Origin of the sequence: Neptunitalea chrysea (assembly GCF_027924145.1) — a bacterium.
GTDB lineage: Bacteria > Bacteroidota > Bacteroidia > Flavobacteriales > Flavobacteriaceae > Neptunitalea > Neptunitalea chrysea.
Genome location: NZ_BRVP01000018.1, coordinates 66,458 through 81,377 on the forward strand (window position 1 = coordinate 66,458; position 14,920 = coordinate 81,377).

14 protein-coding genes are annotated in these 14,920 nt (G+C 36.0%); 8 read left to right on the forward strand and 6 right to left on the reverse strand.

The window, feature by feature from the left end:
• Nucleotides 1–144 precede the first annotated feature (144 nt).
• Nucleotides 145–603 (reverse strand): methyltransferase family protein, encoded by a 459-nt coding sequence (locus NBRC110019_RS12985; RefSeq protein WP_281755523.1) that lies wholly within the window; start codon nucleotides 601–603, stop codon nucleotides 145–147.
• Between the two features lie 103 nt (nucleotides 604–706).
• On the opposite strand from NBRC110019_RS12985, the gene ade reads away from it, so the two are divergent.
• Nucleotides 707–2,332, forward strand: coding sequence for an adenine deaminase (gene ade, locus NBRC110019_RS12990; RefSeq protein ID WP_281755525.1), 1,626 nt, complete (start codon nucleotides 707–709; stop codon nucleotides 2,330–2,332).
• Between the two features lie 229 nt (nucleotides 2,333–2,561).
• Here the strand turns inward: ade and NBRC110019_RS12995 are convergent, their stop codons facing one another.
• Entirely contained in the window at nucleotides 2,562–3,815 is a 1,254-nt protein-coding gene (locus NBRC110019_RS12995) for an ABC transporter permease (protein ID WP_281755527.1), read from the reverse strand.
• A 147-nt stretch (nucleotides 3,816–3,962) separates the two neighbouring features.
• Between NBRC110019_RS12995 and purH the strand changes: the two genes are divergently transcribed.
• The 7 genes from purH to NBRC110019_RS13030 all read left to right on the forward strand — a co-directional run bounded on the left by purH (nucleotide 3,963) and on the right by NBRC110019_RS13030 (nucleotide 12,253).
• Nucleotides 3,963–5,498 carry a bifunctional phosphoribosylaminoimidazolecarboxamide formyltransferase/IMP cyclohydrolase gene (gene purH, locus NBRC110019_RS13000; protein WP_281755529.1) on the forward strand — a complete coding sequence of 512 codons (1,536 nt, stop codon included), beginning with the start codon at nucleotides 3,963–3,965 and terminating at the stop codon, nucleotides 5,496–5,498.
• 54 nt (nucleotides 5,499–5,552) lie between these two features.
• Nucleotides 5,553–6,581, forward strand: a complete 1,029-nt coding sequence (locus NBRC110019_RS13005) for a rod shape-determining protein (protein ID WP_281755531.1) — start codon at nucleotides 5,553–5,555, stop codon at nucleotides 6,579–6,581.
• Nucleotides 6,582–6,591: 10 nt separating this feature from the next.
• The gene (gene mreC / locus NBRC110019_RS13010; RefSeq protein ID WP_281755533.1) at nucleotides 6,592–7,425 is read left to right on the forward strand and encodes a rod shape-determining protein MreC; all 834 of its coding nucleotides are present in this window, start codon (nucleotides 6,592–6,594) and stop codon (nucleotides 7,423–7,425) included.
• On the forward strand, nucleotides 7,418–7,933 hold the full coding sequence (locus tag NBRC110019_RS13015) for a rod shape-determining protein MreD (protein ID WP_281755535.1): 516 nt from the start codon (nucleotides 7,418–7,420) through the stop codon (nucleotides 7,931–7,933). The genes mreC and NBRC110019_RS13015 overlap by 8 nt, the downstream gene beginning before the upstream one ends.
• Nucleotides 7,934–7,936: 3 nt before the next feature.
• Complete coding sequence (gene mrdA, locus NBRC110019_RS13020; protein ID WP_281755537.1) at nucleotides 7,937–9,817, forward strand: penicillin-binding protein 2; 1,881 nt, start codon at nucleotides 7,937–7,939, stop codon at nucleotides 9,815–9,817.
• Complete coding sequence (gene rodA, locus NBRC110019_RS13025) at nucleotides 9,814–11,100, forward strand: rod shape-determining protein RodA (RefSeq protein ID WP_281755539.1); 1,287 nt, start codon at nucleotides 9,814–9,816, stop codon at nucleotides 11,098–11,100. Before mrdA ends, rodA begins: the two co-directional genes overlap by 4 nt.
• A gap of 616 nt (nucleotides 11,101–11,716) precedes the next feature.
• Nucleotides 11,717–12,253 carry a hypothetical protein gene (locus NBRC110019_RS13030; RefSeq protein WP_281755541.1) on the forward strand — a complete coding sequence of 179 codons (537 nt, stop codon included), beginning with the start codon at nucleotides 11,717–11,719 and terminating at the stop codon, nucleotides 12,251–12,253.
• 77 nt (nucleotides 12,254–12,330) lie between these two features.
• Here NBRC110019_RS13030 and NBRC110019_RS13035 read toward each other — a convergent pair whose 3' ends face one another.
• From NBRC110019_RS13035 to NBRC110019_RS13050, 4 genes are all read right to left on the reverse strand, one after another.
• Nucleotides 12,331–12,774: a hypothetical protein gene (locus NBRC110019_RS13035; RefSeq protein WP_281755543.1), complete on the reverse strand. Its 444-nt coding sequence runs from the start codon at nucleotides 12,772–12,774 to the stop codon at nucleotides 12,331–12,333.
• Nucleotides 12,775–13,057: 283 nt separating this feature from the next.
• Nucleotides 13,058–13,432, reverse strand: coding sequence for a hypothetical protein (locus tag NBRC110019_RS13040; RefSeq protein WP_281755545.1), 375 nt, complete (start codon nucleotides 13,430–13,432; stop codon nucleotides 13,058–13,060).
• Nucleotides 13,433–13,451: 19 nt separating this feature from the next.
• The gene (locus NBRC110019_RS13045) at nucleotides 13,452–14,063 is read right to left on the reverse strand and encodes a DUF6705 family protein (protein WP_281755546.1); all 612 of its coding nucleotides are present in this window, start codon (nucleotides 14,061–14,063) and stop codon (nucleotides 13,452–13,454) included.
• Between the two features lie 10 nt (nucleotides 14,064–14,073).
• Nucleotides 14,074–14,920: hypothetical protein (locus NBRC110019_RS13050; RefSeq protein WP_281755548.1), on the reverse strand; the 847-nt coding region annotated here is incomplete at its 5' end.

Genomic DNA, 14,920 nt, shown 5'->3' on the forward strand with positions numbered 1-14,920 from the left:
CAATTATAAGCCTACACACCCCAGTTTAAGCCGATTGATTCTAACTGAATTAGGAGATAGTAAGGTAGTAAACTAACACCTATTTTGCAGATTTATTTGTGGTACTTTTTACTTTTTACACTGTTTTATTTACTGGTATAAATACTACAACCAACGCCTTACGTCTATCATATACTGAAGATACTCTTTGCCAAAAGTAGCTGCTAACATACGTTCTTCTATTCGAATTACTCCAAAACGTAACGCCACTAAAAACAACCCTACTAATGGTAAGGCTAATACATTACGAGAATACACCGACAGACCAAAAATCAAAAAGGCCAAACCTATATAAATTGGATTTCTACTATATTTATAAAAACCTGTTTTAAGCAAGGTTCTAGAGGTCTTCCACTCTAAGGTGGTTTTATGTTTTCTAAACAAATACACCGTACTAACCATAATGATTAAACCAATTAGCACAAATAAAAACCCTGCATAATTATACGGATACGGCAACAGGTTATACGCTGGCAAATACCGTCGTAAAAAATACATAGCAACCACACAGTAGGTAGTTAACACCGGAGGAATATAGAATATTTTTAAATAAGAGCTTTTCACTTTAGAAAGATACGTCTATATTTTAAAAATTCTAAATTTAGAAAGTAGTACCTACTCGCTTTCTCCATCATTTTTGTTACTTTTAATCTTTAAATATAAGATTATGTACACCGTTACCGGAAATTTTGTAGACATCCCTAATAAAGCCATATATCCGGCACAAGTAACCACTGAAGACGGTATTATTCAATCTATAGAAAAAATAGACGCTACCGTAACTAATTACATTTTACCCGGCTTTATAGATGCCCATATTCATATTGAAAGCTCTATGCTGGTTCCTTCTGAATTTGCACGCCTGGCAGTACTTCACGGTACGGTAGGCACCATTTCTGATCCGCATGAAATTGCCAATGTATTGGGTACCGAAGGGGTTCATTTTATGATTGAAAACGGGAAAAAAGTGCCGTTTAAATTTCATTTTGGAGCCCCGTCTTGCGTACCAGCTACCAATTTTGAAACAGCAGGCGCAGTAATTGATTCCGATGGTATTAAAGAATTATTGGAATCTCCAGATATTTACTATTTGGCGGAAATGATGAACTATCCTGGTGTTTTGTTTGACGATGAAGAGGTACTTAAAAAAATAGCATGGGCTAAACAGTATAACAAACCTGTAGACGGACATGCACCCGGACTTATGGGAGCCGATGCTAAAAAATATGCATCTGCCGGTATTACTACAGATCATGAATGTTTTACACTGGAAGAAGCACAAGGCAAATTAGATCTAGGCATGAAAATATTAATACGCGAAGGTAGTGCCGCTAAAAACTTTAATGCCCTGATTCCTTTATTAAATAACAACTATAAACACATGATGTTTTGTTCTGACGACAAACACCCAGACGATTTAGTAGTAGGACATATAAATGAGGTGTGTGCCCGAGCAGTGGATTATGGTATAGATGTTTTTAAAGTATTACAAGCAGCCTGTATTAATCCGGTGAAACATTACAACATGAATATTGGGTTACTAAATGTAGGCGATGCTGCCGACTTTATTATGGTAGAAAACCTAATAGATTTTAAAGTATTGAAAACCTATATAAACGGAACTTTAGTAGCCAAAGAAGGTACTTCTAACATACAACCGGTAGCGTTTAACACCCCTAATAATTTTCATACCTCTAAAAAATCGGTAACCGATTTTGAACTTGAAGCTATCGCATCTACTAACATAAGAGTTATTGAAGCTTTGGATGGTGAACTTATTACCAATGAAATTCACTGTACCCCCAAAATTGTAAACGGTAAATTAGTTTCTGATACCGATACCGATGTCTTAAAAATGGCAGTGGTTAACAGGTATTCCGATGCACCACCTGCTATTGCGTTTATTAAAAATTTCGGACTTAAAGAAGGGGCTATTGCAGGTTCTGTAGGACATGATAGTCATAATATTATTGCGGTAGGCACTAGCGACGAAGCCCTTTGCAAAGCCGTAAATACCATCATAGAAAACACAGGAGGCATTTGTGCCACCGATGCCGAAAAAACAACTATACTACCGTTACCCGTTGCCGGAATTATTAGCGATAAAAATGGCTGGGAAACCGGCAAGCTTTACGAAACCGCCGATGCACATGCCAAAGCATTGGGCAGCACTCTTAAAGCTCCGTTTATGACATTATCATTCATGGCGCTATTAGTAATACCCGATCTTAAGTTATCGGACAAAGGGTTGTTTAGTGGTAAAAAATTTGAATTTACTTCGGTAAGTTTATAAAAACACCAACCAACGGATTATAAAACTAACAATCCAATGAATTGCGAAAAACTGTAACACACCTGTTTCTAAATTACCTTTGGTATACAACCACTGTTAGTCTCTGTATAACGAAACTGATATTGAAAAAACGTTTTTATGACAGCGTTACTACTCATAAAAAAATCCCTTTTCCGAACATTCAGAAAAGGGATTTTTCATATAAAAACTAAACAAGATACAATTTACATTACATTCCGGTACGTATAGCTTCTACAGGATCTAGACGAGAAGCTCTCCATGCAGGCAAAATTCCGGCTATTACCCCAATTACAGCTGCTACTACTCCACCAAAAATAACGTTTCCTGCAGAAAGAATAAACTCAAAATCTTCTCCTATTGCAGAATTCGCTATCAAGGTTCCTATCCAAACAAAAAAGATACCGACAGCTCCTCCTATTAAACACAACACAATTGCCTCAAATAAAAACTGAAACAAAATAAATTGTCGTTTTGCTCCCAAAGATTTCTGTATACCAATAAGGTTTGTACGCTCTTTAACACTCACAAACATTATATTGGCAATACCAAAGCCACCTACCAATATAGAGAACCCACCAATTACCACTCCTACTAAAGTTAGCATAGCAATAATACCATCTATAACCTGAGTAAACGTAGATATTTTATTGATAAAGAAATTATCATCATCCTCATACTTCAACCCACGCTTGGCACGTATTTTTTGCTTAAGCACCTGTTCAAAAGCATCTATATCAATATTTTTTTTAGGCTTAATCATAATAGCAGCAGGAATTCCTTCAGAGCCACCGCTGGTAAAGCTTCTTACAAAGTTAGCAGGCACATAGGCTTTAGCATCGGGAGAGTCTCCCATAGATTCACCATATTTTCTAAGCACTCCTATAACCGTAAGCTTACGTCCGAAGATTCGTAATTGAGTTCCCAACGGATTCATACCGCCATATAGGTTTTCTGCCAACTCATACCCTAACACCACTACAGGCGATCCGGTTACCGACTCAATTTCAGAAAAAAACCTTCCCGATTCCACCCCCACATTTTCAATCTCAACTACCTCATGAGTCCCCGGTACTATAGGCACACTAGTAATGGTTTTCCCTTCATACTTTAAAGTTTCAGAGCTTCCAAAAATAACATAGGCTACTGCTTCCACATCGCCAACATTATTTTTAATGTATTCATACTCTTCATAGGTTACCTGTGGAAAATTATCGCGTTTCCACCTAGGCACATCGGTAGGTCCAAAACTATATTTGGTCAGGTACATGGTATTTTTATCTATACCCTCTAAGTTTTTCTTTATTTTGTGCTCTAACGAATCTACCGCAGCCAAAACCGCTATAATAGAGAAAATACCAATAGTTACTCCTAACAACGACAAAAAAGTACGTAACTTATTATTTCGCAATGCATTAATTGCAAAATTAAAGCTCTCTTTAAAAACCCGAAAATATATTAACATTGGTTATATGTATTACGCTGACAAGCAGCTGCTAATTAAAAAACGTTTTTTTATTCTTTAAAGTTCCTGTTATCTTATACTTACCTACTATAACAGCTATATTATTCATTAAAAAAAATTACTTTTGCACTTTATTATTAATTACAAATGGATACAAATAAAAAAATAACATCAGCTTTAATTTCAGTATTTAACAAAGACGGTTTAGCACCGATTGTACAAAAGTTAGACGAACTTGGCGTAACCATCTATTCTACAGGTGGTACCGAAAAATTCATCTCTGACCTTGGTATAAGTGTGGTTCCTGTAGAAAATGTTACAAGTTATCCTTCAATTTTAGGTGGAAGAGTAAAAACTTTACATCCTAAAGTTTTTGGAGGTATACTTAACAGACAAGATAACCCAAAAGACATTAAGGAAATTGTTAAATATCAAATCCCGCAAATTGATGTTGTGATTGTTGATTTATACCCGTTTGAGAAAACTGTAGCAAGCGGAGCTCCTGAACAAGATATTATCGAGAAAATTGACATAGGTGGTATCTCGCTTATTCGTGCCGCTGCTAAAAACTTTAAAGACACCGTATGTATTGCTTCTATGGAGGAATATGCTGAGTTTTTAGATGTTATTACTACTAACGAAGGTAGTACTACAATTGCAGAAAGAAAACGTTTTGCTACCAAGGCATTTGGTGTTTCTTCTCATTATGACACAGCCATCTTTAATTACTTTAACTCTGAAAAAGAAGAAGAGATTGTATTTAAAGTTAGTGAGCATAAAGGACAATCATTACGTTATGGAGAAAACCCGCACCAAAAAGGATATTTCTTCGGAGAGTTTGACGCAATGTTTGATAAACTTCACGGAAAAGAATTATCATACAATAACTTATTAGATGTAGATGCTGCTGTTAACTTAATTAACGAGTTTACAAATGATGCGCCTACATTTGCTATATTAAAACACAACAACGCGTGTGGTGTAGCTACTAGACCTACTATTAAGCAAGCCTATGTAGATGCTTTAGCAGGTGACCCTGTTTCTGCTTTTGGTGGTATTTTAATTGCCAATACCGAAATTGACAAAGAAACTGCTGAAGAAATTCACAGCTTATTCTGTGAGGTAGTTATTGCACCATCATACACAGAAGAGGCTTTAGAAATTTTAAAAGGTAAAAAGAACCGTATTATCTTAGTACAAAAAACAAATGAGTTACCACAATCTAATGTGCGTACTTGTTTAAATGGTGTATTAGTACAAGACAAAGACACCATTACAGACACTAAAGATATTTTAACATACCGAACCAACAATAAACCAACCGATACGGAGTTAGATGATTTAATGTTTGCCTCTAAAATATGCAAGCACACCAAATCTAATACCATTGTATTGGTTAAAAATGGTCAGTTATGTGCTAGCGGAACCGGACAAACCAGTCGTGTAGATGCTTTAAGACAGGCTATTGAAAAGGCTAAATCTTTTGAGTTTGACTTAAATGGTGCTGTAATGGCAAGTGATGCATTCTTCCCATTCCCAGATTGTGTGGAGATTGCCGGGAACGAAGGTATCACAAGTGTAATACAACCAGGTGGGTCTATTAAAGATGAACTTAGTATTGCATATTGTAACGACCATAATATTTCTATGGTATTTACAGGTGTAAGACACTTTAAACACTAAAATTTTATTACCTTTATAGAAGGTATATACAATATTAAAATTTGAAAAACTTACATGGGATTTTTTGATTTCTTTACCGAGGAAATTGCTATTGACCTTGGTACAGCAAACACCTTGATTATTCATAACGATAAAGTTGTGGTAGATAGTCCGTCTATTGTTGCACGGGACAGAGTTACGGGAAAAATAATTGCGGTTGGTAAAGAAGCCAATCTAATGCAAGGTAAAACCCATGAAAATATTAAAACCATAAGGCCTTTAAAGGATGGTGTAATTGCCGATTTTGATGCTTCGGAACAAATGATGAACCAATTAATCAAAAGTATTCCGGCACTTAAAAAACGTATTTTACCTCCTTCGCTTCGTATGGTTATCTGTATTCCTTCTGGTATTACAGAGGTTGAGATGCGTGCGGTACGAGATTCTGCAGAGCGTGTTAACGGAAAAGAAGTATTCCTTATCCATGAACCTATGGCTGCGGCCATAGGTATCGGGATTGATATTATACAGCCTAAGGGTAATATGATTGTAGACATAGGTGGTGGTACTACTGAAATTGCCGTAATTGCCCTTGGTGGTATTATATGTGATAAATCGGTTAAAATTGCTGGTGACGTGTTTACCAACGATATTATTTATTACATGCGTACACAGCATAATTTATACATTGGTGAATCTACCGCAGAAAAAGTAAAAATTAATATTGGATCGGCTACCGATGACTTAGAAATGCCACCGGAAGAAATGTCTATTCAAGGTAGAGACTTGTTAACAGGGAAACCAAAACAAGTATTAATCTCTTACCGTGAGATAGCCAAAGCTTTAGACAAGTCTATCCTTCGTATAGAAGATGCGGTTATGGAAACTTTATCGCAAACACCACCAGAACTTGCTGCCGATATTTACAATACCGGTATCTACCTTGCGGGAGGTGGCTCTATGTTACGCGGATTAGACAAACGTATTTCTCAAAAAACAGATCTTCCTGTATACATTGCAGAAGACCCGTTAAGAGCGGTCGTTAGGGGTACAGGTATTGCACTTAAAAATTTAGATAAATTCAAGAATATTCTAAAAAAATAAAAATAACTAAATGCGGCAGATAGTTCTTTTTGTTGTTAAAAATAAAAACTTTTTGCTTTTTCTGCTGCTCTTTTGTTTTTCTTTAGGCACTACCATTCAGTCACATATTTTTCACCGGAATTCATTTATCAATTCAGCGAACTGGCTTACGGGAGGTATTTATGGTACAGTTGCAGATATTTCTGGTTATTTCTCATTACAGACTTATAACGAAAGACTGATTGATGAAAACGCCCGATTAAGAGAACAACTCATAAATACTGCTGGAACAGCTACAGATAGCCTTGTAATTGATACTATTGGACAGCAAGAAAAATATAGGCTTTACAAAGCCAACGTTTATAAAAATAGTTATGTAGCTGCAAAAAACTATTTACTTATAAACAAAGGTGCAACGGCAGGTATTAAGAAAGACATGGGAGTAATTACCTCATTAGGTATTGTAGGAATTGTAGAGAATACCTCGGATAATTATGCCATGGTACAATCGGTTCTTAATACCAATTCACAGGTAAATGCTTCGTTAAAAAACACCAGGCATTTTGGTACCCTTTCATGGAATCCATATGAGGACGATTATCAACATGTACAACTAACAGATATTCCGCGTCAGGCGCCTGTAAAGGTTGGAGATACCATTATTACAGGAGGAATGTCATCCATTTTCCCAAAAGGAATTTTAATTGGTACCATTAGTAGCTTCTCGCTAACAGAATCTAAAAATGCGTACATTATAGATGTAAAATTATCGAACGACATGACCAACGTAGGATACGTTTACATTATTAACAATGCCGACAAAAAAGAAATTGAAGAATTAGAAGATACGTTACAAAATGAATAATGCTGTAGTAACGCTAACCATACGTTTTTTGGTTTTGGTACTGTTTCAAGTAGCACTACTAAACCACATGACCGTACACATTCTAGGGGATACTAACCCCTACCTTTATATTTTATTTATTATTTGGTATCCTATTACCGACTCCGATGACCGATTAATTTTTATTTTCTTGTCGTTTTTAATAGGATTATCTATTGACCTTTTTAGCGATAGTGGCGGTATACATGCTGCTTCAAGTGTGCTTATTGGCTACTTGCGTAAACCATACATGCGCCTCTCTTTTGGAGTAGGGTATGAACAGCAAGCGCAAAAATTATCTCAGTCCTCGTATGCTCAACGCTTCATTTACTTGTCGCTAATGATTGTTACACATCATTTAACCATGTATTCGTTAGAAAGCTTCAGCTTTGCCAGCATGGGTTATGTGTTACAAAAAACACTACTCACAAGTTTATTCACGCTTATTTTGGTGCTTTTAACCATTTCTATTTTTAGTAAAAAACAGTAGCGCATGAGAAGAGTGTTCTTATCGGCTTTTGTAATTTTTATAGCACTTATAATGCTAAGTAGGCTATTATACTTACAATTATTAGACGAAGAAATATCGTATAGTTTCTTAGATGACAACGCTATTGATGCTAAATATCATTATCCGGAACGTGGGTACATTTACGACAGAAAGGGCAAGCTTATAGTAAGTAACGCCCCCGCCTACGATATTATGGTAATCCCAAGAAAGGTTACCAAACTAGATACGCTAGAATTTTGCCAATTATTAGATATTACCCAAGAAGAATTTGAACATAAAATGCAAAAGGCAATTACCTATTCGCCTCGTTTGCCGTCGGTAATTGTACAACAACTTAGCAAAAAAGAATATGCCGCTATACAAGAGAAAATGCGCAAATACCCTGGTTTCTATGTGCAAAAACGTATGCTTAGAGAATACCAAACCAAATCGGGTGCCAATGTACTTGGGTACATTTCTGAGGTAAACGAATGGGAAGCCGGTAATAAAAAAGGATATCAACAAGGAGAACTTATTGGGCGTAGTGGTGTAGAAAAGGTATATGAAAATGAGCTTAGAGGTAAAAAGGGGGTAAATTATATTCAGAAAGATATTTACAACCGGGTTATGGGACCTTTTAAAAATGGCAGATACGACACCTTACCTACCCCGGGTAAAGACCTTAAAATTACCATTGATAAAGAGTTAGAAGCCTACGGAGAACAACTTATGGTAAACAAACGTGGTGGTATTGTGGCTATAGAACCCAAAACAGGCGAAATACTAGCATTGGTAAGTGCCCCTTACTACGACCCTGCATTGTTGGTAGGTAGAAAACGTTCTAAAAACTACAATAAATTGGCATTAGATACCATTGCTAAACCTTTATACGATCGTGGTTTATTAGCCGAATATCCACCAGGTTCACCATTTAAACTTATTAACGGACTTATAGCGCTAGAAGAGGGTGTTATTAACGAAAAAACCAAAGTTACTTGTTACCACGGATACCATTATGGTAGAAATGGTTTTATGGCGTGTCACTGTCCCAGTGGTACCGTTAACAATCTTAAAAGTGGTATTACCCGTAGTTGCAATGCCTACTTTTCTAATGCTTACCGAAAAATTATTGAAAAGTATCCTACCCCAGCAGAAGGCATGCAGGTATGGTCTGATTATGTAAAAAGTTTCGGACTTGGTAATTACTTGCACAACGACCTTGCTACAGGTAAACGTGGCTATATACCCGATAGTAGTTTTTACAACAGAAGTTATGGTAGAAACCGATGGTTTGCTACCAATACCATTTCTAATGCTATTGGGCAAGGAGAGGTATTAACCACCCCTATACAATTAGCCAATGTAGCGGCTATTATTGCCAATAGAGGTTTTTATTACACCCCTCACATCATAAAAGAAATTGACAACCAACCTATAACAGACGAAAATTTTACTAAACCCAAATACACCAATATTGCGCCTGAGAATTATGAGAAAATAATTGAGGGAATGTTTGAAGTATATAACAACTCTGAAATTGGTACTGCACGTCGTACCCGTATTGCCGGAATTAACATTGGGGGTAAAACAGGTACCGCTGAAAACTTTGCCATAATAGAAGGTAAACGATACCAGTTAAAAGATCATTCTATCTTTATTGCGTTTGCGCCTATTGAAAATCCGCAAATTGTGGTAGCGGTGTTTGTAGAAAACGGATATTGGGGATCTACATATGCAGCCCCGATTGCATCGTTAATGATTGAGAAATTTATTAGAGGTGAAATTTCACGAACTGATTTAGAAAAACGAATGCTGAACAGCAGCCTGCAAGACGAATATGACAAAGCGTTGAATCCTGAACAACTTTCCGACAAAAAAGAATGAGTAGTACTGTAGCAAGAAAAATAGACTGGATTAGTATTTTAATATATGTTGCCCTAGTATTGTTTGGCTGGGTAAACATCTATTCGGCATCGGTACCCCTAGAGGAGATCAATCATTTTAATTTTAATACCGAGTATGGTAAGCAGCTTATCTTTATAGGTCTTAGCTTTCTTCTCATCCTATTTATATTAGCCATAGAAGCCAAATTTTACGAACGCTTTGCAAGTATCATTTATTTGGTATCTATAGTTACACTACTGGGACTCTTTGTCTTCGGAAAAAACATAAACGGAGCCCGTGCTTGGTATAGCATTGGTTCCTTTACCATTCAGCCAGCAGAGTTTGCCAAAATAGCTACTTCATTGGCCTTCGCAAAGTTTTTAAGCGATATACAAACCAATATAACGCATTGGCAAGATCAATTAAAAACCATGCTTATTATTGGGATACCTGCCCTACTTATATTACTTCAACCCGATCCGGGGAGTACATTGGTATACTCCGTTTTCATCTTTGTAATGTATAGAGAAGAGTTACCCGGTATTTATATTATTATTCTGTTATCGGTTGCCATTCTGTTTATAGCCACTATAAAATTTGGTACCACCATAACATTAGTAGCGCTAGCAGTACTACTTATAGCTTATTACTTTATAGCCAAACGCAGTCCACGAAGAAAAGCTAAAATACTCCCATTAATCTTGTTTTTCATGTGTAGTTCAGTACTTTCTGCAGGTACACCATTTGTGTATCACAAGGTATTTAAACAACACCATAGAGACCGTTTTGTACTTTGGTTGCGTTTAGAGCAAGATCCTGTTAAAGTAAAACAACTTAAAAGAGATATTGGTTACAACACCTACCAGTCTGAAACCGCCATTGCCCTTGGAGGACTAACCGGAAAAGGATTTTTAGAAGGCACCCGAACCCGTGGCCATTATGTACCCGAACAGCACACCGATTATATTTTCTCGGCAATTGGTGAAGAATGGGGATTTGTAGGCACCTCTGCTGTAGTTATTCTATTTACCATTCTTATTTTACGACTGATATACCTTGCCGAACGGCAAAAAGGACAATTTAGTAGAGTATATGGCTACTGTGTAGCGGCTATTTTAACCATTCACTTTATGGTAAACATTGGCATGGTTATAGGTCTACTGCCCACCATTGGCATACCATTACCCTTCTTTAGCTACGGTGGTTCTGGTTTATGGAGCTACACTATCTTATTATTTATCTTCCTAAAACTAGACGCCAACAGAATTAATGAGTGGATGTAGTTTATTTATACTGAATTATTTTAATAGGGGGCTGTGAGCTACTTGTGAGATGCTGAAATAAATTCAGCATGACGAGCAAAACCCGCACCGTCACCCTGAAATTTGTTCAGGGTCTCATCTGAGTAAGCCAAACAGCACGTGAGCTACTTCTGAGATGCTGAAATAAATTCAGCATGACGAGCAAAACCTGTACCGTCACCCTGAAATCTGTTCAGGGTCTCATCTGAGTGAGCCAAACAGCACGTGAGCTACTTCTGAAATGCTGAAATAAATTCAGCATGACGAGCTAAACCCGTACCGTCACACTGAATTTAGTTCAGGGTCTCATCTGAGTAAGCCAAACAGCACGTGAGCTACTTGTGAGATGCTGAAATAAATTCAGCATGACGAGCTAAACCCGTACCGTCACACTGAAATCTGTTCAGGGTCTCATCTGAGTAAGCCAAACAGCACGTGAGCTACTTGTGAGATGCTGAAATAAATTCAGCATGACGAGTAAAACCCGTACCGTCACCCTGAAATCTGTTCAGGGTCTCATCTGAGTGAGCAAGTTCAACCACAATATCGGCATTATTTTTGATACCCTATTTTACATCGTATCAAAAAACAACACGTTATGAAACAATTAGTTTCCCTTACATTTTTTTTATTTTTTCTCTCTCTGCACGCTCAAAGCACCAACGACTCTTTGCCTAAAGAAGAACCTAAAATACCCTATGACAAGGCTTTTTCTCCAGGTATTATTTTTCAAGATGATGTTTTTGCTGATATTAACCTTTTTATAGGTTCAACCATAGCCAATAAAAAAAATTACATCCCTATTGCTGGTGCAATTGGTACCCGAATGGGATTTGAAACTAATTTTTCCAAAGATAATTTTACCATTGCCCCTAAGATTGGTTATGAACTTTCTGTGGAAATTATATCTTTACGCCTATCAGCTCTTAACTATTTTCAACAAGAGAAATCGGAGTTTCGTGTACTCCCGGAAATTGGACTAACTTTAGGGGGTTGGGCAGATCTTACCTATGGATATGGTATTCAAATAAACGATGCTAACTTGCACAATGTAGCGCAACATCGGGTAGCGCTTACATTTAACCTCAACAAACAGTTTACAAAAGATGTTTTTGATTATTTCTTTAAAAACTAACCAACCGCTTTTAAGGTAAATCTAACGCTAAATCAATATCAGAATCTGTTACAAATGACTGTATCGTTATTTCAAGACTAGTCATTTATTTTTTTATTATTTGGCACTTTCATAATACTATCCATGTGCTTCTTTGCATCTTCAACAGACTTATATTTCTTGAATTTAGATAAATCTTCATTTCTAATAAATTCTGAAGGCTCAGCACCTAATGCAATGGTACTTCTATCCATTTTAAACATAAACAATAGCTCCTCCCTACTATAATTATTTTCTAGTAACGAATCTACCCGTCTTGCTATTAACTCAGATGGCACATCGCTTTTTATAGAAGTTGTAACCTCTTTTAAAATTTCACCATCTTTAGTAACTAAATCTAAGGCTTCACGTGACAAGTTTATTTTATCTGCAACTTTTTTCTTAGCAATTTTCATATCGTTTCTAGACTCAAAAGGCTCAAAAGAAGCACAAGAAGTGACTAAAAAAATTATACTTAAAATTAGATAAATTTGATTTTTCATGTTTTTATAAAATAGTATGGAATTCAAAAAATTATATACGCTATCTAAAAATAATAAATGAATCGTTTCATTTTGCTCATAAAAACCATTTACTATTTTAAATAATTTTCGCACGAACATACCAAATAAAAATAACATTATTTTAGTAGAAACCGTAATTACGTATAAATACGCAATCTTACACCCCCATTCTAAGGGCAAACTTAAAGGCACTGCAAAAAATAAAAAAACCAGCGTATGCTCTATTTATGCACACACTGGTTTTATAAAATACGTTAACTACCTACTGTTTATTATAAACAAAGATTTTCCCATTACCTAAATAACGCATAGACAACACCCCACTACCATTTGCATCTGCACCATACAATTCATAGCAAAATTCTTGACCTGAAGCATCTGTTGATTTTAAAAATTGTGCATTAAAATCAGTTTCATCACCACATTGAGGGCCAATCATATATCCAAAAGTCTCAAGTAATTCACCATCATAATACTCACTATATGTAGTATTACCTATAACTAATTTTAATTTAGTATCGTCTTCACTTACCCAAGTCCCTATTAATTTTTGAGCCATATTTGGCTGCGTCTGCTGCGCACTAAGTTTAAAACTTAGCATCATAATTACTACTCCTACAATGTATTTTAATTTCATATTACTTTATTATGCTTGTTTACTGCTTCACCAACACCAAATCTTGCATTACAGGCAACTTATAGGGAACAAAATCATCTGGAGAATCTATAAAACTTCCCTGAACGGAACCGTACATATAAATTTTAATCACCTCTTGCCCATTAACCGTAGCTCTCCGTATAGTCAAGTCTGCCCAATCTCCATTTGATGTATCTTTTATGGATAAATCTAACCACACCTCATTATCTCCATAATCCTCGTTGGACTCCTGAAAATAATTCCCCACATAAAACATATTTCCATGTATCGGATAAAGTCCCCCTTCAGTATAAGAATTACTAATCTCATTCAACGTATTGATAACATCGGTATTATTTACCGTAAGTTGATAACCACCAATAAGCAAATCTTCATAAAAACTATTATTGTTTCTAGAAGACATAAGCTTCTTTTGCAACACCACTTTAAAAATAGTATCGTTAGACGTATATACATACGTACCTACAAATGGGTCTAACACCCCAAACACATCTTTGTAGTAATATCTTTCCTGTAAAGGTTCTCCACTTCCCAAGGGAACTTCGGTCAATTGAGAAAAACCAAGTTGACCAAACAAAATAACACAGTATAATAATATATATTTTTTCATATTTTTCTATTTAATTAGCACAAGGTATGCTAACCACGGCATTTGTTTCATTTAATGTTAATTCACTCCAATTTAAGTTGCTATCAGCTCTATACAAATCTAGCCCCGCATCTCCATATTTTTCTAAAAAATACTTTTCTAAATCATTTTTATTCTTTTTATACGCATCGGCGTCATCTCTAAGAATAGCTTTCTCTCTATCCTTACCATCTGTAAATCCTGAATATTCCAAAGAATCATAAATACCATTAACTTTATTTTCCAATGCACTAATATCATCAACTTTTATAGCATATATAAAGGGATTAGCAGAATCGGACGGATTATTTGAAACCACTAAAAGGGTTACATAAGGTTGATTAGGAACAAAACAATTGTTATACAGCACTACAAGTTTCTTAACATCAACATACGAAAATATAGGATAGCCCTTTTTCTTATGTGTATGCGCAGCAGCGTAATAGTACCCTCCTACGCTTATATTGGAAGTCCCACCTACACCTTCTTCCATAGTATTACTATAGTTATAATAGTCCTGATTATTATAATCAGTTCCTTGTGCAACTGAAGTATCATATTTCTTTTTTAAAGACGCAAACCATTCTGTCTTCGGGCTTGACACTAATTTTCCCTTTAGAGTATCAATTATTGGATCTATATTCTGTCTATGCCTATTAGACAATTCTTTCAAATCTTCACAATCATCTATATAAACAATCTCTTCTTCTAAAACAGGCTCAGTATCTATTTCAGAATCTTCATTTTCATTGTCAGAGCCATCACTTGACCCACCTCCGCTAGAAGAGTCATCTCCAGAACTTCCATCACCAGAAGATCCATCTCCAGAACTTCCATCA